At 67.5% G+C, this 23,371-nt stretch carries 24 protein-coding genes, 1 tRNA gene and 1 riboswitch; of the genes, 7 read left to right on the plus strand and 18 right to left on the minus strand.

Annotated elements, in window-relative coordinates:
• The first annotated feature begins 45 nt into the window (after nucleotides 1-45).
• The 3 genes from ASF65_RS00350 (at nucleotide 46) to ASF65_RS00360 (ending at nucleotide 3,703) form a co-directional block, all read left to right on the plus strand.
• Complete coding sequence (locus tag ASF65_RS00350) at nucleotides 46-1,194, plus strand: ribonucleotide-diphosphate reductase subunit beta (RefSeq protein WP_082505070.1); 1,149 nt, start codon at nucleotides 46-48, stop codon at nucleotides 1,192-1,194.
• Nucleotides 1,195-1,318: 124 nt separating this feature from the next.
• Nucleotides 1,319-1,541, plus strand: a riboswitch (cobalamin riboswitch).
• A 118-nt stretch (nucleotides 1,542-1,659) separates the two neighbouring features.
• Nucleotides 1,660-2,646 carry a putative oxygenase MesX gene (locus ASF65_RS00355; RefSeq protein WP_055883509.1) on the plus strand — a complete coding sequence of 329 codons (987 nt, stop codon included), beginning with the start codon at nucleotides 1,660-1,662 and terminating at the stop codon, nucleotides 2,644-2,646.
• 28 nt (nucleotides 2,647-2,674) lie between these two features.
• On the plus strand, nucleotides 2,675-3,703 hold the full coding sequence (locus tag ASF65_RS00360) for a methionine synthase (protein ID WP_055883513.1): 1,029 nt from the start codon (nucleotides 2,675-2,677) through the stop codon (nucleotides 3,701-3,703).
• 73 nt (nucleotides 3,704-3,776) lie between these two features.
• On the opposite strand, the gene ASF65_RS00365 is transcribed toward ASF65_RS00360, so the two are convergent.
• From ASF65_RS00365 to ASF65_RS00430, 14 genes are all read right to left on the minus strand, one after another.
• Entirely contained in the window at nucleotides 3,777-4,367 is a 591-nt protein-coding gene (locus ASF65_RS00365) for a HupE/UreJ family protein (RefSeq protein ID WP_055883515.1), read from the minus strand.
• A 195-nt stretch (nucleotides 4,368-4,562) separates the two neighbouring features.
• Nucleotides 4,563-5,180: an SCO family protein gene (locus tag ASF65_RS00370; protein ID WP_055884908.1), complete on the minus strand. Its 618-nt coding sequence runs from the start codon at nucleotides 5,178-5,180 to the stop codon at nucleotides 4,563-4,565.
• 65 nt (nucleotides 5,181-5,245) lie between these two features.
• Nucleotides 5,246-6,856 (minus strand): CopD family protein, encoded by a 1,611-nt coding sequence (locus tag ASF65_RS00375; RefSeq protein WP_162239435.1) that lies wholly within the window; start codon nucleotides 6,854-6,856, stop codon nucleotides 5,246-5,248.
• A 50-nt stretch (nucleotides 6,857-6,906) separates the two neighbouring features.
• A complete protein-coding gene (locus ASF65_RS00380) occupies nucleotides 6,907-7,428 on the minus strand; it encodes a DUF1775 domain-containing protein (RefSeq protein ID WP_055883519.1) in 522 nt (173 codons plus the stop codon).
• A gap of 91 nt (nucleotides 7,429-7,519) precedes the next feature.
• Entirely contained in the window at nucleotides 7,520-8,047 is a 528-nt protein-coding gene (locus ASF65_RS00385) for a copper chaperone PCu(A)C (protein ID WP_055883523.1), read from the minus strand.
• 86 nt (nucleotides 8,048-8,133) lie between these two features.
• A complete protein-coding gene (locus ASF65_RS00390; RefSeq protein WP_055883526.1) occupies nucleotides 8,134-9,504 on the minus strand; it encodes a PepSY domain-containing protein in 1,371 nt (456 codons plus the stop codon).
• 47 nt (nucleotides 9,505-9,551) lie between these two features.
• Nucleotides 9,552-10,349 (minus strand): DJ-1/PfpI family protein, encoded by a 798-nt coding sequence (locus ASF65_RS00395; protein WP_055883529.1) that lies wholly within the window; start codon nucleotides 10,347-10,349, stop codon nucleotides 9,552-9,554.
• A 133-nt stretch (nucleotides 10,350-10,482) separates the two neighbouring features.
• The gene (locus tag ASF65_RS00400) at nucleotides 10,483-11,085 is read right to left on the minus strand and encodes an SCO family protein (protein ID WP_055883531.1); all 603 of its coding nucleotides are present in this window, start codon (nucleotides 11,083-11,085) and stop codon (nucleotides 10,483-10,485) included.
• Nucleotides 11,086-11,313: 228 nt separating this feature from the next.
• Nucleotides 11,314-11,703, minus strand: a complete 390-nt coding sequence (locus ASF65_RS00405; RefSeq protein WP_055883534.1) for a DUF2946 family protein — start codon at nucleotides 11,701-11,703, stop codon at nucleotides 11,314-11,316.
• A gap of 217 nt (nucleotides 11,704-11,920) precedes the next feature.
• Nucleotides 11,921-12,739 (minus strand): metallophosphoesterase, encoded by an 819-nt coding sequence (locus tag ASF65_RS00410; protein ID WP_055883537.1) that lies wholly within the window; start codon nucleotides 12,737-12,739, stop codon nucleotides 11,921-11,923.
• Nucleotides 12,736-12,933, minus strand: a complete 198-nt coding sequence (locus ASF65_RS00415) for a hypothetical protein (protein ID WP_055883539.1) — start codon at nucleotides 12,931-12,933, stop codon at nucleotides 12,736-12,738. The genes ASF65_RS00410 and ASF65_RS00415 overlap by 4 nt, the downstream gene beginning before the upstream one ends.
• The gene (locus tag ASF65_RS00420; RefSeq protein ID WP_055883542.1) at nucleotides 12,930-14,711 is read right to left on the minus strand and encodes an AAA family ATPase; all 1,782 of its coding nucleotides are present in this window, start codon (nucleotides 14,709-14,711) and stop codon (nucleotides 12,930-12,932) included. The genes ASF65_RS00415 and ASF65_RS00420 overlap by 4 nt, the downstream gene beginning before the upstream one ends.
• Nucleotides 14,712-15,064: 353 nt before the next feature.
• Nucleotides 15,065-15,140, minus strand: a tRNA-Thr gene (locus tag ASF65_RS00425).
• Between the two features lie 90 nt (nucleotides 15,141-15,230).
• Nucleotides 15,231-16,184, minus strand: a complete 954-nt coding sequence (locus tag ASF65_RS00430; RefSeq protein WP_055883545.1) for a nitronate monooxygenase family protein — start codon at nucleotides 16,182-16,184, stop codon at nucleotides 15,231-15,233.
• A gap of 153 nt (nucleotides 16,185-16,337) precedes the next feature.
• Between ASF65_RS00430 and ASF65_RS00435 the strand changes: the two genes are divergently transcribed.
• The 3 genes from ASF65_RS00435 to ASF65_RS00445 all read left to right on the plus strand — a co-directional run bounded on the left by ASF65_RS00435 (nucleotide 16,338) and on the right by ASF65_RS00445 (nucleotide 19,375).
• Nucleotides 16,338-17,159: a DUF3820 family protein gene (locus ASF65_RS00435; protein WP_055883548.1), complete on the plus strand. Its 822-nt coding sequence runs from the start codon at nucleotides 16,338-16,340 to the stop codon at nucleotides 17,157-17,159.
• Nucleotides 17,160-17,346: 187 nt separating this feature from the next.
• Nucleotides 17,347-19,014, plus strand: coding sequence for a cisplatin damage response ATP-dependent DNA ligase (locus ASF65_RS00440; RefSeq protein WP_055883550.1), 1,668 nt, complete (start codon nucleotides 17,347-17,349; stop codon nucleotides 19,012-19,014).
• A 91-nt stretch (nucleotides 19,015-19,105) separates the two neighbouring features.
• Nucleotides 19,106-19,375 carry a DUF6460 domain-containing protein gene (locus ASF65_RS00445; protein ID WP_055883553.1) on the plus strand — a complete coding sequence of 90 codons (270 nt, stop codon included), beginning with the start codon at nucleotides 19,106-19,108 and terminating at the stop codon, nucleotides 19,373-19,375.
• A 3-nt stretch (nucleotides 19,376-19,378) separates the two neighbouring features.
• Here ASF65_RS00445 and ASF65_RS00450 read toward each other — a convergent pair whose 3' ends face one another.
• The 4 genes from ASF65_RS00450 to ASF65_RS00465 are packed head-to-tail and all read right to left on the minus strand — an operon-like array spanning nucleotide 19,379 to nucleotide 22,805.
• On the minus strand, nucleotides 19,379-20,278 hold the full coding sequence (locus ASF65_RS00450; protein ID WP_055883556.1) for a histone deacetylase: 900 nt from the start codon (nucleotides 20,276-20,278) through the stop codon (nucleotides 19,379-19,381).
• 13 nt (nucleotides 20,279-20,291) lie between these two features.
• Nucleotides 20,292-21,410: a quinone-dependent dihydroorotate dehydrogenase gene (locus ASF65_RS00455; protein WP_055883559.1), complete on the minus strand. Its 1,119-nt coding sequence runs from the start codon at nucleotides 21,408-21,410 to the stop codon at nucleotides 20,292-20,294.
• A complete protein-coding gene (locus ASF65_RS00460) occupies nucleotides 21,407-21,760 on the minus strand; it encodes a DUF952 domain-containing protein (protein WP_055883562.1) in 354 nt (117 codons plus the stop codon). Before ASF65_RS00460 ends, ASF65_RS00455 begins: the two co-directional genes overlap by 4 nt.
• A gap of 37 nt (nucleotides 21,761-21,797) precedes the next feature.
• On the minus strand, nucleotides 21,798-22,805 hold the full coding sequence (locus ASF65_RS00465) for an alpha/beta hydrolase (protein ID WP_055883563.1): 1,008 nt from the start codon (nucleotides 22,803-22,805) through the stop codon (nucleotides 21,798-21,800).
• 68 nt (nucleotides 22,806-22,873) lie between these two features.
• Between ASF65_RS00465 and ASF65_RS00470 the strand changes: the two genes are divergently transcribed.
• Nucleotides 22,874-23,314 carry a secondary thiamine-phosphate synthase enzyme YjbQ gene (locus tag ASF65_RS00470; protein WP_244486518.1) on the plus strand — a complete coding sequence of 147 codons (441 nt, stop codon included), beginning with the start codon at nucleotides 22,874-22,876 and terminating at the stop codon, nucleotides 23,312-23,314.
• The last annotated feature ends 57 nt before the right edge of the window (nucleotides 23,315-23,371 follow it).

Genomic DNA, 23,371 nt, shown 5'->3' on the forward strand with positions numbered 1-23,371 from the left:
CCGCCGACCGGCGGCGGGCCACTTCTCCCTTCGAAAGACGCTCCCATGCTCGACTGGAACGACTCCGTCCCCGCGACCGCCGCGAACATCCCCGCCGCCACGCCCGTCCCCGACGACATCGCACCGCCGCCGGCGACTGCGACCGAGATCACGACCGACACCGTCGATCGCAACGGCGGCCGCGTCTCGGTGTCGGAGAAGCGGATGATCAACGCCCGCGCCGACGTGAACCAGCTCCTGCCGATGCGCTACGGCTGGGCCTGGGAGAAGTACCTCTCGGCCTGCAACAACCACTGGATGCCGACCGAGGTCTCCATGCAGGCCGACATCGCGCTGTGGAAGTCGGCGGGGGGCCTCACTGAGGACGAGCGGCGCATGGTGAAGCGCAACCTCGGCTTCTTCGCCGCCTCGGAGAGCCTGGTGGCCAACAACATCGTGCTGGCGATCTACCGCCACCTGACGAACCCCGAGTGCCGCCAGTACCTCCTGCGACAGGCCTTCGAGGAGGCGGTCCACACGCACACGTTCCAGTACGTCGTGGAGAGCCTTGGGCTCGACGAGGGCGAGCTGTTCAACATGTACCGCGAGGTGCCGTCCATCACCGACAAGGCGGCCTGGGCACTCAAGCACACGCAGGGCATCGAGGACCCGCACTTCCGCACCGGGACGCCGGAGGCGGACCGCGCCTTCCTGAAGGACCTCGTCGCCTTCTACGTCGTGTTCGAGGGCATGTGGTTCTACACGGGCTTCGCGCAGATCCTGTCGCTCGGGCGGCGGGGGAAGATGCAAGGCATCGCCGAGCAGTACCAGTACATCCTGCGCGACGAGAGCATTCACCTGAACTTCGGCATCGACGTCATCAACCAGATCAAGGCGGAGAACCCGCACCTCTGGACGCCCGCCTTCCAGGACGAGTTGCGCGCCATGCTGCGTGAGGGCGCCGAGCTGGAGGCGGCCTACGGTCGCGACACGATGCCGACCGGCTTCCTCGGGCTGAACGCCTCGAGCTGCGAGGCGTACATGCGCTTCATCGCCAACCGCCGCTGCGCCCAGCTCGGGCTTGCCCCCGTGTTCCCCGAGACCGAGAACCCGTTCCCGTGGATGTCGGAGGTGATGGACCTGAAGAAGGAGAAGAACTTCTTCGAGACCCGCGTCATCGAGTACCAGAACGGCGGCGCGCTCGCCTGGGACTGACGTGAGGCGTGTCCGAGAGGGAGGGGGCCGTGAACGAGGCCCCTGCGCCGTTCGTCGCGCTAGGCAAGATATACGGACATAAAGATGTCCTTATGTCCTCATTGACACCCCGGCTGAGATCGTGTTGAATGGTCGCTGTCGAGGTTCCCCATCCCAGGCATGGCGGTGGGGCTAAGACGGGAAGCCAGTGGCGCCCTTGCGGGCGGAGTCTGGCGCTGCCCCCGCAACTGTAAGCGGCGAGCGGCGGTTTCCTCGGGTGCCACTGCGCCTTGCAAGAGGCTCGGGAAGGCCGGAACCGTCGCATTGACCCGTGAGCCAGGAGACCTGCCTCCGACGCAAGACGTTCCTCGGACGGGGGTTCCTCCGGTGGATCGCGCTCGAAGCCCGCGCCCATGGCCACCGCCATGGAGGCACTTCCCTTGCGCGTTCGACCCATGCCCCCCGCCTGACCAGAGACGGTGGGTCATGACGAACAGCGCCTTCGCCTTCACGATCAGCAGCGTCCCGTTCGACGAGGACTACCGTCCCGCCGACCACACGCGCATCACCACGAACTTCGCCAACCTCGCCCGCGGGGACCGTCGTCGGGAGAACCTTCGGAACACGCTCGCGATGATCGACAACCGCTTCAACTCCCTCATGCCTTGGGACAACCCGGCGGGGGACCGTTACGCGGTCGAGCTTGCGATCGTCACCGTCGACCTGACGGTCGGAGCGCGCGAGGAGGCCGAGACCTTGCCCCTGATCGAGATTCTGGCGGCGACCGTCGTCGACAGGCGCACCGGCGAGCGGTTCGACGGTATGGTCGGCAACAACCTCTCGTCCTACGTCCGCGACTACGACTTCAGCGTCCGCCTGGCGGACCACCTCCGAGAGCACCCTGAAGGCGGCGCGCCGGAGGGATTCGGCGAGTTGCACGGCAACCTGTTCAAGCGCCTCCTGGCCTCCGGCGCCTATCGGGAACGGTTCGCGAAGCCGCCCGTCGTCTGCCTCAGCGTGTCCAGCCGGGAGACCTACCGCCGGACCGCGAACGCCCACCCCATCCTCGGAGTGGAATACGGGGCCGAACGCCCTTCCAGGACCGACGACTACTTCGCCAGGATGGGGATGCGGGCGCGCTACTTCCTGCCGCCGGGCGGCGTCGCGCCGCTCGCCTTCTACCATCTCGGCGACCTGACGGGCGACTATTCCAATGGCGAGCTGGCCAGCACGGTCGCCGTGATGGAGACCTTCCAGAAGATCTACCGCCCGGAGATCTACAATGCGAACTCCCCGGCGGCCGAGCACTACCGACCGAGCCTGACCTGGCAGGACTACTCCCTGACCCGCATCGTCTACGACCGGGACGAGCGCAGCCGGCTGGCCGTCGAGCAGGGCCGCTTTGCCGAACAGCACGTCATCAAGCCGCTTGGCGCCCAGCTCGAACGCTGGTCGGCGACCGCGGACCTATGAACCGAACGGACACGAGAGGACAACCAGCATGACGATCCTGTTGCCGACCACCACGGCGGGCAGCCTGCCGAAGCCTTCCTGGCTCGCCGAGCCCCGGACGCTCTGGTCGCCCTGGAAACTCGAAGGATACGAGCTTCTCGCGGGCAAGCGGGATGCCCTGCGCTTGGCCTTGGACGACCAGCGGCAGGCGGGGATCGACATCGTCGGCGACGGCGAACAGACGCGCCAGCACTTCGTCACCACCTTCGTCGAGCATCTCGGCGGCGTCGACTTCGAGAAGCGCGAGGTCGTCCGAATCCGCAACCGCTACGATGCCAGCGTGCCGACCGTGGTCAGCGCCGTCTCGCGCACGAAGCCGGTCTTCATCGAGGACGCGAGGTTCTTGCGGGCGCAGACCGCGCAGCCGATCAAGTGGACGCTTCCGGGTCCCATGACGATGATCGACACGCTCCACGACGCCCACTACCGGAGCCGCGAGAAGCTCGCGTGGGAGTTCGCGTGCATCCTCAACGAGGAGGCGAGGGAACTCGAGGCCGTCGGCGTCGACATCGTCCAGTTCGACGAGCCGGCGTTCAACGTCTTCTTCGACGAGGCGAACGACTGGGGGATAGCGGCCCTGGAACGGGCCGCCGAGGGGCTGAAGGCCGAGACCGCGGTCCACATCTGCTACGGCTACGGGATCAAGGCCAACACCGACTGGAAGATGACCCTCGGCTCGGAATGGCGGCAGTACGAGAAGACCTTCCCCAACCTCCAAAAGTCGGGGATCGACATTGTCTCGCTCGAGTGCCGGAACTCGCGCGTGCCGATGGACCTGATCGAACTCGTCCGCGGCAAGAAGGTGATGGTCGGCGCGATCGACGTGGCAACCGACGCGATCGAAACGCCCGAGGAGGTCGCCGACACCCTGCGCAATGCGCTCCGGTTCGTGGACGCCGACAAGCTGATCCCCGCGACGAACTGCGGCATGGCCCCCCTGTCCCGCGACGTGGCACGGGGCAAGCTGAAGGCGTTGGGCGCGGGTGCCGCGATCGTCCGCGAGGAGCTTGCGCGCTGAAGTCGACGCGGTGTCCCGAAGACAGGTTAGCCAAGTGCCGGGCGGGTCGACCGCCCGGCACCGCGACCAGGGACTAGAGCCAGCCGGCGAGGATGCCGACGCCGCCCAGCGCGAAGACGGCACCTGCGGCGCGGGCCACGGTCCGTCCGTAGCGGCCGATCAACGAGGCAATCCCGAACGCCAGCGCGATGCCCGTCGCGTGCAGGAGGGCGGTCGCCGCGATGAACCCGGCGGCGTAGGTCAGCCCGCCGGCCGTCTCGGGCATCTCCGCCCCGTGGGCGTGTCCGTGGAAGACGGCGAACACCCCGACCAGAGCCATGGCGACGCCGACGGGCATCGGCCGGCCGAGGGCGGCCGCCCCGCCGATCACGACGCTGGAGAGTGCAATGCCGAGTTCGACGAACGGCACGTCGACCTGTGCGACGCCGAGCGAGAAGCCGACGACCATCATGCCGACGAAGGCGGCGGGGACCAGCCACAGCGCACGGCCGCCGAGGACGTAGGCGAACACGCCGACCGCGACCATCGCGAGGATGTGGTCGAGACCGCCGATCGGGTGCTCGAAGCCATGGAGGAAGCCGGCCGTGTCGCCGACCCCGGTATGGGCGAAGGCGACTGTCGGAAGGAGGGAGGCCGCTAGGGCAAGGGGAAACGCTCTGCGCATGGTGGTCTCCTGTGAGGAACGAGGCGTCCCAACTAGTATCGGTCGCGGGGACGGCGGGTCCTTTGCGTTGACTTCGGTTCGTCGCCGACTCCCCGTTCAAGCCGACGACCGGGCCGCGCACCGTTCGCGTCGCGCATCTTTGCCATCACGACGGCGTGACGGCAACGACGCATCTTCGCACTTGGCCGGCCTGCGTCACGTTCCCGCCAGTTGTACCGGCTCCTGCCGTAGAAGCACCTGCCGGATCTTGTCGATCGCCTCCTCCCGGGGCGTGGCGTAGGGGATCAGTCCCTTCAGCCGACCGTCCCGCCCGACGAGCAGCAGCGAGGTCGTGTGCTTCATGTGGTAGTCGTTGCCGTCCCCATTCTTGCGGGCGACGACGAGCCAGGCCTGCGACGCCTTGTGCATCTCCGCCTCGCTTCCCGTCACGCCGACGATCCGGTCGGATATCGAGGCGACGTAGGGCCCCACGACGTCCGGCGTGTCGCGCTCGGGGTCGATGGTGAAGAAGAGCGCCTGAAGGTCTCGGCCTTCCGGACCCAGCTCGTTCAGCCAGTCGGCCATCTCGATCAGCGTCGTCGGGCAGACTTCGGGGCAGTTGGTGTAACCGAAGTAGACGAGCGACGGGCGTCCCTCGAACACGTGCTCGGTCACCGTCCGGCCCGCGGTGTCGACAAGCGCGAACGGGCGCTTGACCGCGCTGTGCTCCGCCTGACCGACATAGACGAAGCCAACGGCGGTGAGGAGCACGCCGAGAAGTGTGACGAGACCGCCGATCGCGAGCATGCGGTTGGCTGAAGCGGGCGATGACATCGAGATGATCCTTTCGTTCTCCAACGCTGATCGGTGGTCGGGGCTGTCGGGCGGCGAGACCGTCGTCAGGGTCTGACGTCGATCGTCGTCGCGATGCGTTCTAGGCTGAAGTCGTCGATCAACACCTCCAACTGGACAGCCCACGCGCCGGGAACGGGCAGCGTCACATCCGTCCGCCAGACCCCGTCGCCGCGGTTCTCGGCTGGCCGCCGGATGGGGCCGATGCCGCTGGCGGCCTGCTCGAACACGAAAGTGACGGACGTCGGGGCGACGGGTCCGTAGTCGATGGTGAAGAGCGTCGCTTCGGCGGTGACGGGCCCGGCCCGGCCGGGGACCAGCGACAGGTCGGCCATGACGGTTCGTCCCATCGCGTGGGCCGAGATGGGCTCGGCCGCGACCGCCGCCTCGACGCGCGGCGGCGGCGTGAAGCGCCATAGGGCGACCGCCGACAGGATCAGGACCGCCACGCCGATCTCGACGACGATCACACGGGCCATCGACACGGTCGCCGACGGCTCGCCACGCAACGACTGCTCCGTGAGGCGCCAACGATTGTAGGCCGCGAGCGAGAACAGGACCGCGAGGAGGCAGAGCTTGGCGAGGAGGACCCTTCCGTAGGCGGTGGCCCAGAGCGCGGAGACGACGCCGACCTGCACCACCGCGAGAACCGTGCCCGATACCAGTAGCGCGACGACGACCCACGGGATGAGCTGCGAGAAGCGTCGCAGCGCCGCCGCGCCGACCGAAGGGCCTCCGCGCAGCGACGCGGCGAGCGGCACGAGGGCGCCGATCCACAAGGCGACGGCCAGCCCGTGCACGGCGACCGCCGGGCGCATCAGCCATGTCGGAGAGGCGTTCGAGGCGTGACCACTCGACGCAAAGGCAGCTCCGACGCCGAGCAACGCGGCAGACGACAGCAGCGCGGCAAGGAACTGGCCGGGCACCCATGTCGTTAGGAGCGCCACCGCCATGGCCGCGGCCGCAACCGCGAGCGTCCAGGCGAAGCTGGTTCCCGCACCCGCCTGCCACACCTGGGGATCGGTGAGCGCCGCCAAAGGCGCGCCGAGGGCATCGAGCCCCTGGGCGATCAGCGCGACGGGTGTCGCGAGAAGTCCCACCAGAAGGGCCGCACGGACCAGACGCAGTGCGGCGCCGGACGGCCGTGACCCCACGAGAAGCCCGGTCGCGCCGCCGACCCCGAGAAAGAGCCCGACATACAGAAGAACACGCGACGCCCAGACGAGCATGCGCACGCCGAGGTCGTCCGTCATCGTCGCGGTCGGGGTCGCGCTGGTGCTTCCGAGGGAGAAGACGACCGAGCCGGCGACGGGATGGCCGTCCGCCGAGACGACGCGCCAGGACAGGACGTGCGTCCCCTGAACCATGTCGCCGGGCGCGGGAACACCGAGCGTGTTGCCCGAGAGGCTGGCCCCCGACAAGTCGCGGCTCGAGCCGTCGGGGCCGACCAGGACGATGCGGAGCGGGGACACGGGTTCGCTGAACGTCATCTCGTAGCGCGAAGGCGCGACGTCGAGAACGGCTCCGTCGGACGGAGACGTGGAGACAAGGCCCGCATGCGCATACGCGGCCGCCATCCCGGCGACGAGCGCCGAGACGAGGGCGATCAAGCCGAGCACGGCGTCTCGTAGGGTGCCCGGTCGGAACGGGATGGACATGCGCGCCTCCATGGCGGGGGGCGGTGCGGCGGGACCGCACCGCCGGACAGTCAGTTCTTCGGCAGGAGCGTCACGCCCGCGGCCGGGTACTCGTAGTCGTCGGCTGTCTTCCCAGCCTCGGGGATCTCGATCCAGCGCTCGGCCTTGCCTTCCGGGCATTCTTGCACGACCGGGAACCAGAGCTTGCCCCCGGTGGCGAGGTCGGGCGTCAGGTACACGCGCATGACGAACTCGTCGTAGTAGGCGTCGGGCAGGTTGCCGCCGCTCCAGGTGACCTCGCGCACGCCCTCGGTGAGCGGCGTGCCGTAGTAGTCGAAGGTCTTGCCGTAGGCTTCGGTCTTCGTCGCGATCTCCCAGCCGGCCTTCGGCATCGGCTTGACGGAGATGACGCCGTCCGGGATGCGCACGCGGATGGTCGTCGTCGGCGCGCCCTCGCAGCCGTGGCCGACGCGGAACACGGCCTTGTAGCTACCGCCGACCTTGGCCTCCTGGGTCTCCAGGGTGACGTGCGCGGAGGCCTGGCCGAGCATGGCCGCGGTGGCTGCCGCCGTGATGAGAATGCGTTTGGTCATGGGATGGTCCCTTCGGGTTTGCCCTGGCCTTGTCGAGGTCCTCGGGCGGGTGGATTGGGGTGTTGGTTCGTTCGGTACGGAGCCGGACGCGTCAGTGCGCGTGGGCCGGGTCCGCGGTGCCGTGATCGTGCGCGGGCTCCTTGGCGCCCATCGAGCCGACGTCGAGTTCGACCTCGACGGAGCCGGCCTTCTCGAAGGTCAACGTGACGGGCACCATGTCGCCCTGCTTGAACGGCTCCTTGATGCCGACCAGCATGAGGTGGAAGCCGCCCGGCGCGAGTGCGGCCTCGCCGCCGGCGGGGATCTCGATGCCGCCCGCGACTTGGCTCATGTTCATGACGCCGTCGACGATCGTCATCTCGTGGACCTCGACCTTCTCGGCCATCGGCGAGGCGGCCGACACGAGGCGGTCGGTCTCGGTGCCGGAGTTCGACAGGGCGAGATAGCCCGCGCCCGTCCTGGCGCCCGGCGGCGTGGCGCGGCTCCAGGGGTGCTCGATCCCGATCGAGCCGACCTTGAACTCGTGGGCCTCGGCGGTCATCGACGCGGCGGCGAGCGTTGCGCAGGCGAGAACGAGGGCCGTCGCGCCTCGCCGGGCAGCGAGAGTGATCCTGATCATGGACTGGGTTCCTTTTTGGATGGAGGCCGGGACGCGGACGTGGTTCCGGCGGTTGGGATTGACGATGTGCGGCTTTGCGCCAGCCCTCAGGCGGGACGCGCCTCGCGCGCGGAGCGGAGCTTCGAGACGGCGAAATCCATCGCCAGCATCACGAGCAGCGAGGCGCCCATCAGCGGGAAGACGATGCCGCCGATGGCGAGAATCGCGATCAGGCCGCGGAACACCCGCTTGTCCTTTGGCATCGGCGGCACGCCCATCGAGCGGCCGGGGCGGCGCTTCCACCACATGACGGCCGCCGAGACAGCCAGCACCACGTTGCCGATGCAGACGAGGACAAGGAGAATCTGGTTGGCGAGGCCGAACTGCTGGCCCATGTGGAAGTTGATGCCCCATTCGAGCGCACGCCCCATCGGGCCGTAGTCGGCGTAGCTCATGTCGAGGAGCGGCTTGCCGGTGTACTGGTCGAGATGGACGACGCGCTGCTGGGCGAGGTCGTCGGGATAGACCGAGCCCGTGTAGACGCCGGTCGGCTTGGTCGGCAGGTTGACGGCGTAGCCGTGGTGAAGCCCCAGTTCGTCGAACTCGGCGACGGCCCGGTCGAGGCCGATCGGCGTGGCGTCGGAAGGGGCCGAGTTCGGCACCTGCGCCTGCTCGAGCGACCAGGTCGTCAGCCCCTCGGCCGACAGCTTCTGGCCGGACATCGGCACGTCGACGCGCACGCCGGAGGGGTAGCCGAAGTTCGAGCCGTTGGCCCACTCGTTCACTTGGCCGCCCCAGACCTGCGACCAGGGCATGCCCGTCAGCGCCAGGAAGGCAATGAAGCCGCCGACGAAGAGGCCCGTGACGGCATGGGTGTCTCGCCAGAACACGCGTTTCGTCCGGTCGCCGCGAACCGACACGACGCCGCCCTTCTGACCGCGAGGCCACCAGAGGTAGATGCCGGTCGCCACCAGCAGGATGGCCCAGCCGCCCGCGATCTCGATGACGCCGCGTGCGACGGGGCCGAAGTACCGCAGCGAGTGGAGATAACGCACGGTCCACATGACCGTGCCCCGGTCGGCGATCGAGCCGAGGACGTGGCCGTCATAGGGGTTCACGTAGACGGCTATGCGCGCGCCGTCGGGCGTCTTGATCGTCACCTCGGCGGAGGCTTCCCGAACGGCGGGGTCGGTGAACTTGACCGCCGTTCCCGGATAGGCCGCGAGCGCCGCGTCCACCATGCGCGACGGAGCGATGGTCTGCGCGCCTTCGACAACCTGCACGCGCTGGAGGTCGGCATGAATGAAGGCGTCGATCTCCTCGCGGAACAGGTACAGCGCCCCGGTGACCGACAGGGTGACTAGGAAGGGCAGGACGAAGAGCCCCGCGTAGAAGTGCCAGCGCCAGACGGCGCGGTAGAGGTCGACGGCGGAGGCGCGGGCCGCGCTGTCCATCCGGTCGGCGGTGATGTCGGACATTCGGCGGTCTTTCGTGGTTCGAGGTGTGAAGAGGGGCGTGCCGTCCGTCAGGCAGGCATGCGAGCGGCCGCCCGTTCGGCCGCGCGCCTAGCGTCCTGGAGCGCGGGTCCGCGTCGGCGCAGGACCTCGGCCGTGATGTCCGCGCCCGCGCCCGCGGGCGATCCTGCCGGGAACGGCGGCTTCGGATCGTATTCGAGGACGAGCTGGATGCGCTTTGCCGCGTCCTCGCCCTTCATCCGGGCCGCGAGCGTCAAGCCGAAGTCGACGCCGGCCGTCGCGCCCCCGCCGGTGACGAGGTTTCCGTCCTCGACGACGCGTTCCTCGGTCGGGACCCCGCCGAACAGGGGGAGGAGATCGCGGACGTACCAGTGCGTCGTCGCGCGCTTGCTGCGGATGAGCCCGGCCGCTCCGAGAAGGAGGGTGCCGGTGCAGACCGCGGTGACGAAGCGGGCACGCTCTCCCATCTCCCGGAGGAAGGCGATCGTGCCGGGATCGTCCATCAGGTCGACGGTGCCGCCGAGCCCGCCGGGGACGAAGAGGACGTCCACGTCGCGCGGGCAGTCGGGATAGGTCGTCGTCGGGGTCACCGGGATGCCGACCTCGGATGCGACCGGGGCCGGCGTGCGGCCGACGAGGTGGATCCGCGCCCCCATGACGTTGAAGACGGTCAGCGGGCCAACGAGGTCGAGAAGGATCATCTTCGGGTGGACGAGCATTGCGAAGCTCGGCCCGTCCGCCGCAGAAGCGGCGGGCGTCGGGCTCTTGGCCGCCGATGCGGTACCGGGCGCGAGCACGCCGAGGCCCGCGGCGGCCCCGAGGGCCAGCGAGAAGTCCCTGCGGTTCACGGGCTTGTCTCCATGCGAGAAAGACGTTCGGCGCACGGACGGAGAACCTGTCCGGGCGATTGCACTTGGTGACGGGGTGGCTCGCCGGTTCGGGCGAGCGACAGGACGGAACGCGGGCGCCCTTGGCGCCCGTTCAGGTCGTCGTGCGCGAGGCAAGCCGCCGCAGCTTTGCGAGGGCGTTGTCGTGCCCTTCCTCGTAGGCGATCGTGCCGACGAACCCGCCGGCCGCATCGAGGAGGAGCACGGCAGCGGTGTGGTCCATCGTGTAGCCACCGTCCTCAGTGGGAACCCGCTTGACGTAGATCCCGTAGCTCTTGGCCATCGCCCGCACGGCGTCCGGCTCGCCCGTGATCCCGCGGATGCGCTCGTCGAAGGCGGAGAGGTACGTGTGCAAGACCTCCGGTGTGTCCCGCTTCGGGTCCACCGACACGAAGACGACGTTGAGCCGTTCGGCGTCGGGGCCGAGTTCGCCCATCAGTCCGGCGAGTTCGGCAAGCGTCGTCGGGCAAACCTCCGGGCAGAAGGTGAAGCCGAAGAACAGCGCCGTCGGCTTGCCCCGCAAGTCGGTGTCCGAGATCGGCCTGCCTTCGTCGCTCGTCAGCCGGAACGGCGCGCCGAGCAGCGTCGCCACACTGTCGCTCCGGTTCCAAGGACCAAGGACCGCGGCCGCGCCGACAGCGCCCCCAAGGACCAAGACGGCGGCGAGCGAAAGGAAGAAGCGGTTGCCACGGGTCATCGGACCCGGCCGCTTCGCGCACTGAGCGGGGACGTATCGGCGCGTCCTGCCGAAACCGCTGGGAGGGCGCCAGCAAGTGGACGATGCCGGACCGTCGTGCGCCCGGAGGCGCCACAATTGATATGCATGAGAACAGCCTCTCGGCGACCGGGCGACCGACGCCAAAGGCGCGGTGCCGTCGCAAATGACGCATACGATCCCGCCACGGACGCGGCGGGGGCTCGGTCGTCAGGCGGAGAGAGGCGGGCCTCGGGTGCTTCGAGGCGTCTCGACGGCACCGGAGCCGACGTCCTCGTACAGGACGAACGGCACGGACAGGATGACGGGCTGGCGGACGAGCAGCGACACGAGCGTCGGCGGCGGAGCGCTGGGAGCCCCGAACATGCCGCAGCCCATCGAGCAGCATTCCATCAGCTTGGAATGGTGATCGGACTTGTCCGTTGGCTTGTGGTTGCCGCCCTTGCCGTCCGTGACGCAGAGGACGTTGCCGAACTGGTCACGGGGCAAGAGGTCGGCGGTGGCGCTCAGGGAGAAGCCGAGCAGCGCGGCCTGAACGACGAACAGGAAGGCGGCGAGCCGCACCATCCATCCGTTCGAGCCGTTGCGCCGCGATTCCAAGTCCCAGTCTCCCTTTGATGCAGGAGTCGTAGCACCTGCGAACCGCTTTGGCCATGACGGTCCCTTGGACAAACGGTCCTACGATTCGACCCGACGAAGCGTCTTGTCGGGACGGCAAAATACTCATCGTAAAAACTTGGGTGCCGGAATGTCCGCTTCTGAGCCTCGGTTATTTCGAGCTGAGAGTCCGGTAGGGGTCGGAAGGGGTCGGGCGACCTCAAACCTCGACGACCAACCTAGGATCGAAAGCCGGGTTCTCGATCTCATCGAAGCCGACGCCCTGAACGCGTCTCGACCGCACGTAGCCTCTCGGATTGCAGATCACCCGCGTCCCGAAAACGGTGTAGTCGCGCTGGCAGTGAATGTGCCCGTGCACCCAGAGCGCCGGCCGACCGTCGTGCATGACGTCCTCGAGGTGCGAGGCGTAGGCAGCGTCCAGCCGTTCCCTGACCTCGCCGTGGCGCAGGGAACGCGTCGACGGCGCATGGTGCGTGACGACGACCGTCGGGCCATCGAACGGCGTCGCCAGCGTCTCGACGATCACTTTCCGGTGCCGGGCGTGGATGCCGACTAGGTGCTGTGGTGTGAGCCTGGGCCGTTCCCGATCGACGCCGGCCCTCGTGTACCGGAAATCGTTCATGTTCGCCAAAGCCTCGATCTGGCCCTTGTGGACGCCGTCGCGACATATCCCATAGTCCGTCCAGAGCGTCCCGCCGACGAAGCGGACGCCGCCGATCTCGACCGTGTCGCCGTCGAGGACGTGGATGCCGTCGTGCTGGAGCCGCTCCCGGAACCTGGGGATCTCGCGATCGACCGAGCCACCCCAAAAATCGTGGTTTCCCGCGACGACGATGATCGGGATGCCTAGGCGGCGGCGCTGCCCCTCTAGCCAGTCCCGCCCCATCGTTGACAGCCTGCCTGCGATGTCGCCGGCGACGACCAGGACGTCGGCTTCGACGTCGGCGAGAGGCTGCCAGATGCCTATCGCCGACCGGGAGAAGTCATCGTGCAGGTCGCTCATGATCCAGACTTTCATGCGTGACCTCCTGCTTTGTAATGGCGTTCCATGACCAGGCCGATGGCCGTGACGCCGAGTGCGCGACGCTCCGGTCCGGTGAGTTGAGAGAAGACCGAGATGGCCTGGTGGCAGACCTCCAGGGGCGGGACGCCTTCCTCACGTTCGATGCGGTCCAGACGTTCCCTGACGTCGATCGGGAGCGCGAGGATCACATCGGCCTCCCGCGCAGCACCGTTTCCCGTGCGTCCAGCGTCGCCTGGATTGCCGTCCGTAGACGACGGAGGGAGCCGCCCTTCCACATACGTCGGATCACGGCCAGCTCGTCGTATGCCAGCGCCGGAGTCCAGGCGGGGTCCAGACCGTCATCGATCGCGATGTCCGCAACGATCCGCCGGGCGAGATCGCCCAGGTGTTCGGGGCCTGCGTCCGGCATCTCGATCACCCGGAAGCGGTCGAGGAGAGGCGCGGGGACGTCTACCAGACTGTTCGCCGTCGCAATGAAGCTTACGAACGACAGGTCGGACGGACGCTCGATGCCGACCTCGAAATACGCCGAGGCCGTGTGCCGTTCGAGCATCGGTAGGAGCGACGTCAGAAGGGAACCGTGGTTGCCGCCGCTACCCGTCTTCTCGATCTCATCCAGCACGAGGACCGGGTTGGCGAGGTTCGCTGCCCGGATCGCCTCGAGGGGCGTGGATGCCCTCCTGGTGCCCCACTGCATGGGCGTGCCGCCGAACGAGTTGTCGGACACGGATGCGCACGGATAAACCGTCGTGTGCAGGCCCAGAGCCGTCCCGATCTCGCGGGCCAAGGACGTCTTGCCGGAACCCGGCTTGCCGACGAGGAGCGTCGGACGGAACCGGATCGGTTCGCCGGGCAGGACGTCCCGGAGGATCCGATCGATCGCCTCGCGAGCATGCGGCCAGGCGTCACCGAGCCTCCCAGCAATGCCGAACACATTGTCCGGCGCACACGCGAGTTCGATGTGACGGCCCGAGATCGCTCCCAGATGCCTGACGAGTTCGTTGTCGCCGCCGGGAGCCTTCCGACCGCCCTCCGAAAGCTCCAGATCGGCGAGGACGACGAGGTACGGATACGCAGCCGTAGGCCGGTCCGGCCGTGCAGCCTCCCTCTCCGCCGTCACCTGCGCGACGTGCGCATGGATCCTGGCAGTCCGCTCTTCGGGCGGCTCGTCCGAACTCTCGTCGACGACGACGCCGAGATGATCATCCCACAACAACCCGGAACCAGCACGGCAGTACCGGTTCGGGTCGTCCGGGCCGACGTAGTCTTCAGCCTCGACGTCGACGGTCCTGGTCTTCTCGATTTCGCGTTCGTATGCCTTCGTCCTCGCGATCGTGACCAGATCGCGCAGCCATGCCTTCTCTGCCGCAGCGTGCTCCTCCTGTGCGCTGGGACGCTTGATTGCCTCGCGCCAGTCGCAGACGGCGCTCACCGCGCCGACCTGCAGAGCGATGCGCGTGGCGAGTTCGGCCGCACCGCGGATCAGGATCTTGATCTCGATGCCGGGATGCCACGACCAGGCGTGGTTCCGGGCAATGGACTTCGCGTGCTTCTCCAGTCCGAGCACGAACGCGGCCCGGAGGTCCACCGACTGATGGTACCGCCGATACAGTTCGTTGGCAGCGTCGAGGTCCCCGTGGACCGCGAGCCAGTAATCAACCCGCTGCCGCTCGTTGCCGGCCGGCATGTGATCCCGCAGATCTCTCAGGATCGCACGAGTAGGCAGATTCGTGCACGCGATGAGCAGCCGGAGTTCGCCGTCTTCGGACAGCAGGCGACGCCGGCGGATGTTCTCGGCCCACAAGCTGAAGTCCGTCATAATCGAGCCGTCGGCGGGCGGGCCACCCTTCAGCAGGAAGTCGAGGGCGGCGTACTCCTTGCCCGCGAGAACGGGCTGGAGGCTTTCGTCGTAGATCTGGGTTTGGGAAATCAGGACGTCGTACAGACTCGCGGCGTCGGAAGACACAGGGCCACCTTGGCGATCGGGAACGGGAAGGGCGGGGGGTGGGTGCTGCGACGCTACCCGCGGTCACCAGGATTTCAGACCTGGGTTATTCGGCGGACGTTGCACCCTGCTTTGGGGGTAAGGAGAAGACTAGCGCGTCCCTCGCCCGTCCAGCAGTCCCGATCAGCGATCGCGGTTAGCGAGAAGTTTTCCTAAACCCTGAAAATCCCGCCCCGACGCTCACGATCCGCCAAGGAACCTGAACGTCTCCGCTAAAAAGCGATTCCCCCAGAACTCCCCCAAACGGCCGATACAGCCGGGTAAGTGGCAGTCATCTAAAGGTCAAAAGACCAATGTTTGCAGGGTGTTGAGGGTGGTGCCGCTTAGGTGATTCGAACACCTGACCCCATCATTACGAATGATGTGCTCTACCGACTGAGCTAAAGCGGCCCGGCCTAGGCTCGTGCCCGGCGGATGGGGTTCTGATAGCGCCATTGGGCTCGAGGTTCAAGCGGTTTTGTGACGAAACTGGCGCGGAGATTAAGCGATCGAAAGGCGCGCGCGGGCATCGTGGTATTCTTTGAGCAGACGCTCCACGAGTTCGGAAACGGGCGTGACGGCATCGATCGAGCCGACCCCTTGGCCGGCGCCCCAGATGTCCCGCCAGGCTTTTGCGCCTTTCTCAGCTCCGAAATCCATCTTGGATGGATCGCTTTCCGGGAGGTGATTCGGATCGAGCCCGGCGGCTTCGATCGAGGCGCGAAGGTAGTTGCCGTGAATGCCTGTGAAAAGGTTGGAGTAGACGATGTCCTGGGCTCGGCTGGCGACGATTGCGGCCTTGTAGCGCTCGTCGGCTCGGGCTTCCGTCGTGGCGATGAACGCGGAACCGATATAGGCGCCGTCCGCGCCCGCAGCCTGGGCCGCCAGGATTCCGCCACCGGTGGCGATCGCGCCGGACAGGAACAGCGGGCCGTCGAACCAGCGCCGAATTTCGGCCACCAGCGCGAAGGGAGATAGCGTGCCGGCATGGCCACCGGCGCCCGCTGCCACCGCGATCAGTCCGTCCGCTCCCTTTTCGATCGCTTTGTGGGCAAATCGATCGTTGATCACGTCGTGAAAGACGATCCCGCCATAGGAATGGACCGCCTGATTGACCTCTTCCACAGCACCGAGCGAGGTGATGACGATCGGAACCTTGTGCCGGACGCAAACGGCGAGATCGGCCTCAAGCCGCTTGTTGGAGCGGTGGACGATCTGGTTGACCGCGAAGGGCGCGGCGGGCCGACCGTCGGAAAGGGGAAGAGTCAGCGCGTCCGAGATTTCCGCAAGCCAGTCGTCGAGTTGCTCGGCGGGTCGGGCGTTGAGGGCGGGGAAGGCGCCGACGATGCCCGCCCGTGCCTGTGCGATCACCAAGGCCGGATGCGAGATGATAAAGAGCGGGGCGCCGATGAGTGGCAGTCGCAGGCGACCTTGCAGGATCGGGGGCAGGGCCATCGGGTCGCTCCATGATTGACGTAAACGTAAGACCTGGTTTAGCTCGACCGTACGCGGACGCCAAGGGGGGCGTTACGGGTCGAGATACGATCACTGCGCCGGAGCGGGCCGCGATGGCGCGTCGCACTGGCGCCGTTGCCATAAAGTGCCGATATGGCGGGGATGACCAGTCTGTTCCCTGCCGTCGCGCCTAAACCGGATTTGTTCCAGCATCAGCCGAACCTCCTGGTCCGGGTGATCGACGTGGAAACGGCGGGTCACAAACTCGAAGATGACGCGGTGATCGAGATCGGGTCGGTGGATGTCGATCTGGTGTCCGGTCAGATCGGAGATCCGCGGGAGACGTTGGTCGATCGAGGCAGCATTGCGATCTCGCCGGGCGCGCGGCGGGTTCACCGGATTTCGGACGAGGCGCTCGTCGGCGCGCCGGATTTCGATACGGCGCGCGCTGGCTTCGCCGGGGCGCCGATCTACGCGGCGCAGCGGGCCTCGTTCGACAGGTCGCGGCTTCGCCTGCCGGGACGCTGGCTCTGCACCTACAAGCTCGCTCTGCGGGCGTTCCCGGGCGTGCGGGCCCACGGGCTCCAGTCGTTGGTGAAGTACGTGCCGCTGGACCTCGCCGATGTCCGGGACAGGCTGGAAGGTTCGCATCCGCACCGTGCCCTCTACGACGCCCTCTGCACCGCGGTTCTCCTGCGCCGGATCGCGCAGGAACTGATGCCTCGGTGCGTCGATGCCGCGGACTTTCTGGCCCGGGCGGAGAAGGTGTCGGCGGAGCCGGCGCTTCTCGTCCGCTTTCGCTTCGGGCGATACAAGGGCGCGACGATCGCGGACGTGCCGAGCGACTATCTCGACTGGTTGATCCGCGAGCCCGGGATGGATGCCGACGCCGTGTTCACCGCGAGGCACCACCTGGCCCTGCGGGAGCGCGCGGCGCTGGCGGCCACAGCGAGACCGCTCCCGGCGCAGGTGTGAGATCTGGGCCCCGTCGCGGAAGCTCTCGACCGTCCGGCATCCGCTCCGAGAGCGTGAATCGCAATTCGCCGCGCCCTGGCGGAGATGCCCGGTGTCGATACGAATTCAGCTGGAGGCGGCATCGCTTCTCGCCCTGTACCCGCTGCGAACTATCTAGCGGCTGAACGCCAACCTCCGGTTCACCCGCTTGCAGCGATTTGCCGACCTCCTGGATCGCCTCGTCCTGACACCGTCGCGCAACGGCAAGCTGCGGTTGATGGCGGATCATTTTCGCACCGTTCCCGATCCCGAACGCGGCTATGCGCTGGCTGCGATCACCGGTGAACTCGATATCCGCTCGGTCAAGCCTGCCATGCTGCGCGACCTGATGACCGAGCGGATGGACGAGGTTCTGTTCGGCTATTCCTACGACTATGTCGGCGATCTCGCGGAAACCATCGCGCTGGTGTGGCCGTCGCCGCATGACGGCGAGGTCGTCCGGCGGAACGATACGCCGACGCTCGAGCAGGTGATAACCGAACTCGATGCGGCGACGCGGGCCGAGGGGCCGCGCCTCGTGGAAGCGTGGCTGGACAAGCTGGACTCGTCCGGTCGCTACGCCCTCCTGAAGCTCGTCACGGGATCGCTGCGGATCGGCGTGTCCTCGCGCCTCGCCAAACAGGCTCTCGCCGACTTCGGGGGCAAGGACATCGTCGAGATCGAGGAACTCTGGCACGGTCTGCGTCCGCCTTACATCGAGCTCTTCGACTGGCTGGAGGGGAGGGCGCTGAAGCCGGTGTCCGCCGCTGCCTCGCCCTTCCGGCCCGTCATGCTCTCGCAGCCGCTCGAGGAGCCGGACTACGGCCGCATCACGCCGCAAGACTATGCAGCAGAGTGGAAGTGGGATGGGATCCGGGTCCAGGCGACGGTCGAACGCGGTGTGAAGCGCCTCTATTCGCGCACCGGCGACGACGTGTCGGGCGCCTTTCCCGACCTTCTCGACTACATGACCTTCGAGGGCTCGCTTGACGGCGAACTGCTCGTCGCGCGGCCCGCCGCCAAGGGGGGCGGCCGGCCGGCCGTTCACCCCCATCAGGGGGCGGTCCGGGACGATATCGTGGTCGGCACCTTCTCCGACCTCCAGCAGCGGCTGAACCGCAAGAGCGTGTCGGCTGCCGTGATGAAGAAGCACCCCGTCTTCATGCGAACCTACGACCTCCTTCAGGACGGGGCCGAAGACCTGCGGGCGCTGCCCTTCGCGGAGCGCCGCAAGCGGCTCGACCGTTTCATTGAAGGGCTCGAGACCAGCCGCTTCGACATCTCGCCGTTCGTGGCGTTCGACCGGTTCGAGGATCTGGCGCGCCTGCGGGCCGACCCGCCGCATCCCGTGATCGAAGGATTGATGCTGAAGCGGTGGGACTCGGCCTACGTTCCCGGCCGGCCGAAGGGGCCCTGGTTCAAGTGGAAGCAGGACCCGCATCTGATCGACGCCGTGCTGATGTACGCCCAGCGCGGCCACGGCAAGCGTTCGAGCTTCTATTCCGACTACACGTTCGGCGTCTGGACGGGACCCGACGATCAGCCGGAACTCGTGCCCGTGGGCAAGGCCTATTTCGGTTTTACCGATGAGGAACTGAAGCAGCTCGACAAGTACGTTCGCGACAACACGATCGAGCGTTTCGGGCCGGTCCGCTCGGTGCGCGCCGAGCCGGATCATGGTCTCGTGATCGAGGTGGCGTTCGAAGGCCTCGCCCGCTCGACCCGCCACAAGTCCGGCGTCGCGATGCGGTTTCCGCGCGTTTCGCGACTTCGGTGGGACAAGCCGGCCGCCGAGGCGGATCGGCTGGAAACGCTCCAGGCGATGATCGACGCGTGAGATCTGCGTTCACGCTTGTGGCAGACGGGCCGCTTGCATCGCCACAATCCGCCCTCTACCTCCGACGGGTCGCTGGAGAAAGAGGACTGCCATGGCCGATCGGGTCTCGACATTTCTGGGTGGATCGCCGCTGTCCGTGCTTGTCCGGCTGCTGGTCATCTCGCTGCTCGTGGGCATCCTCCTGTCCTGGTTCGACGTTCGTCCTTACGAGATCGTCGCCTGGGGGCGGGAGTTCGTGCAGTGGGCCTGGTACAGCGTGTTCGGCTCGCTCAACCGGGTGATCGACTACGTGCTCCTCGGCGCGGCCGTGGTCGTGCCGATCTTCATCGTGTCCCGCCTTCTGAAGACGGGCCGTGGCTGACGTTCAGGCGAACTCGCTGGCGACACGATGCAGGATGGAGTGGCGGCGGGCCAAGGCCTCGATGTCGCGCGAATAGCCGCCGCCGATCACGCCCGCGACGGGAATGCCGCGGTCTCTGAAGAAGCCGATCACTCGCCGGTCGCGCTCGGCAAGCCCGCTATCGCTCAGCGACAGGCGGCCGAGCCGGTCGTCCACATGCGGATCGACGCCAGCGTTGTAGAAGACGATGTCCGGCCGCGCGCGCTCCAGGGCGGTACGCAGGAGATCGGGAAGGATCGAGAGATACTCGTCGTCGCCGGTCCCGTCGGGCAGGCCGAGGTCGAGGTCTGATACGGCCTTCGGATGCGGATAGTTTCGCTCGCCGTGGATCGACAGCGTGAACACGGCCGCGTCGTCGGCGAAGATGCGCGCGGTGCCGTCGCCCTGGTGCACATCGCAGTCGAACACGAGGACACGTCCAACCTCGCCATCGGCGATCAGCACCGAGGCCGCGACGGCGACATCGTTGAAGACCGAGAAGCCCGCGCCCCCCTCACGCGCCGCATGGTGGCTCCCTCCGGCAGTGTTGCAGGCGAGGCCGCGTTCCAGCGCCAGCCGTGCCGCGAGCACCGTGCCGCCTGTCGCGCAGCGCGAGCGCATCGCCACGCGCGCGTCGACGGGAAACCCGATCGCCTTCTCCGTCGCCGTGTCGACGCGCTGCGTCAGGACCGCATCGACGTAGGCAGGGGTGTGCGCGAGTTCGAGCCAGCTTTCAGGCGCCGGGATCGGCTGGAAGAAACCGGGCGAAACGAGCCCGTCCTCGACCAGGATTTCCGCCAGGCGCGTGAACTTCGACATGGGAAAGCGATGCGCGGCGTCGAACTGCGCATCGAAGGCGGGGTGGTGGACGATCGCCAGCGACATGGCGTTCAGCCCGTCAAGGCCGGTCGGTCTCCCAGCCGAGCGGCGGGCCGCCGGACAGGATCTCGTCGACGCGCGTATCGCGCACGCTCGCGATCGTGTCGATGCCGGCCCGGTCGAGATGCCGCGACAGGTCGTTCAGGATGCGGATGGGTAGGTCCGGCCCCCCGTAGACGAGGGCCGTGTAGAGCTGGACGAGATCGGCGCCCGCCTCCATCTTGCGCAGGAACGTCGAGGCGTTCTCGACACCTCCGACGCCGATGATCGGCACGTCGGGCCCCATCGCCCGCCGGAACAGGGCGAGGACATAGGTGGACCGGCTGAAGACCGGACGGCCCGATAGCCCGCCCGCCTCGCCGGCATGAGTGCGGCCCTCGACCCCATGGCGAGACAGCGTCGTGTTGGAGACGATGAGGCCTTCGACCTTCCGGTGCTTGGCGGTGTCGGCGATCGCCCAAATCTCGTCCTCGCTGAGGTCCGGCGCGACCTTAAGGAACACCGGACGCCGCTTCGTGGCCGCGATCGCCGCCGCGCCGTCGCGCGCCGCCATCACGAACTCGAGGAGCCGGTCGAGATCGGAGCCCTGCTGCAGCTTGCGAAGCCCCGGCGTGTTCGGCGAGGAGATATTGACGGTCAGATAGCTCGACAGCGCCTCGAACCGGTGGATGCCCGCGACGTAGTCGGCGATCCGGTCCTCCGAGTCCTTGTTCGCACCGATATTGACGCCGACGATCCCGGCCTTGCGTGAGCGCGCTTCGAGGCGCTCGGCGACATCCGCGTGACCGTGATTGTTGAAGCCGAGCCGGTTGATCACCGCATCCGCGTCGGCGAGGCGGAAGACGCGGGGCTTCGGGTTGCCCTCCTGCGGAAGCGGGGTCACCGTGCCGACCTCGACGAAGCCGAACCCGAGCCGCAGCGCCGCATCCGCGACTTCGGCGTTCTTGTCGTAACCCGCGGCCAGTCCCAGGGGGTTGGGGAAGGACAGGCCCGCGACCTCCGTGCGGAGGCGCGGATCGATCGGCCGGTTGCGACGCGGAACGAGGCCGCGCTTCAACGCCTCCACCGACAGGCCATGCGCGCGCTCGGCGTCGAGCTTGAAGAGGAGCGGGCGGGCGAGCCCATAAAGACCGCTCATCGCATGCTGCCCGGAAACACGTGCCGGCCATCCGGCCCGATCGGCAGGTCGGCGACGTAGACCACCGCGTCCATCGACAAATCCGCATAGAGGTGAGGGAAGAGCGCACCGCCGCGCGACACCTCCCACTTCAGCGCCTCGCCGAGCCGCGCGGGATCGATCGCCGCGACGATCAGCGAGGACTGACCGGCGAAATGCTTCGCCGCCGTTTCGCGAACCTGCTCGGCCGTCGAGAAGTGGATGTACCCGTCCTTGCGGTCCACCGGAGCGCCGGTGAAACGGCCGGCCGCCTCGGCTTCCAGCCAGTCCGAGCGAGGCGACAACTTGAAGATGAGGGCTTGCTGTTCCATTCGTTTCGCCTGCCAGACGGTCCGCCGCTCGTCAATCTCAAGCGGCCGCGCCGGGAAACTCCGGACGGGACTCCGCAACCACCGCGATCTGCCGGTTGAGGATTTCGGCCATGGCCCGTTCGGAGCGGGTTCCGGCTTCGGTCTCGAATGTCTCGTAGACATGGCAGCCGTCCGGCTGCACGCGCAGTTCTGCCTCGTTGCCGGCGGCGAGCCAGCGCGCGTGCATGAACAGCGTATCGTCCAGGAGGAGATCGCGGGTCCCCACGCTGAAAAGGGCAGGGGGCATGTCCGTGAGATCGGCGTAGAGGGGCGAAACCTCGGCGCTGCGCGCGTCCACCCCCTGCGGCACGAAACGCTGCACGAACTGCAAAACGTCGTCACTGTTCAAGATCAGGCGCTCGGCACCGAAATTTCGCACGCTCGGCGTGAGGGAGAGGTCGAAGCAGCCCGCCACGAGGTTGGCGGCCTGAAACGGCACCGATCCCGTTCGCTGGCGAAGCCGGAGCAGCGTCAGGGCGGAGAGATGCGCGCCAGCCGATTCACCGCCGATCGCGAGGAAGTCGATCGGAAGATCGGCCAGCTTTCCAGCAGCGAGGGCCAACGCCGCGCTTTCGCAGTCGTCAGGCCCGGCCGGGAACGGATGCTCCGGCGCCAGCCTGTAGTCGACGGAGGCGATGCAGAGGCCGGTCGCGTCGGCCAGATGGCGCAGGCGCGGGTCGTTCTCGACCGCTCCGCCGAACACCCAGCCGCCGCCGTGGAAGTGAAGATAGGTTCCGCGCGGCGTCCGGTCCTGCGGGTACAGGATCCGGACCGGGATCGCGTGGCCCTCCGGGGCCGTCAGTTCGAAGACCCGGGCGTCCGGGTCGGGCGACAGGCCCGGAAAAACGCCGAGCCCTTGCCGCCTCGCTTCGCGCACGACCTCGGCCGGAAACGACCAGGGGCTCGGTCGGCTCGCCTGAAACGCCGAGATTTCGGCGTTCAGCCGTCGCAGTTCCTCATCTGCGCCGAGAAACGCGTTATCTCCCTGACCGATGCCGCCCGCCATCCATCCACCCTCTCGCCGCTCTGCACTGTCCGAACCATATGGCGCGGGACGCCGAGGACGAAACGATCATGCAACCGATCACGCATCAATTTCTTCATCGCCTTTCCCTGCAGACGAAAGGGCAGGGGCTGACCGACATCACGCGCGAGATCGCAGCCGCGCTCGCCTCCCATGGAGCGGGGGACGGCCTCCTCACGGTCTTCATCCGGCATACGTCCGCGTCGCTGACGATCCAGGAGAACGCCGATCCCGACGTGCAGGCCGATCTCCTGACCGCGTTCGACCGGCTGGCGCCCGAAACGGCGCCTTACATTCACACGATCGAGGGCCCCGACGACATGCCGGCGCACATCAAGACGGCGCTCACCGACACCAGCCTCTCGGTGCCGGTCGAGCGCGGGCGGATGGCGCTGGGCACGTGGCAGGGAATTTATCTGTTCGAGCACCGCAGCCGGCCGCACCGCCGCGAGGTGGTGCTGCACTTCATCGGCGCCAGCCGCGACCTATAGGTTCGCGCGATGGTTGCTTTCGTGAAACCCTGCGGTACGTTTCTGCCACGGGCCCGT

The organism is Aureimonas sp. Leaf324, assembly GCF_001423245.1.
Classification (GTDB): domain Bacteria; phylum Pseudomonadota; class Alphaproteobacteria; order Rhizobiales; family Rhizobiaceae; genus Aureimonas.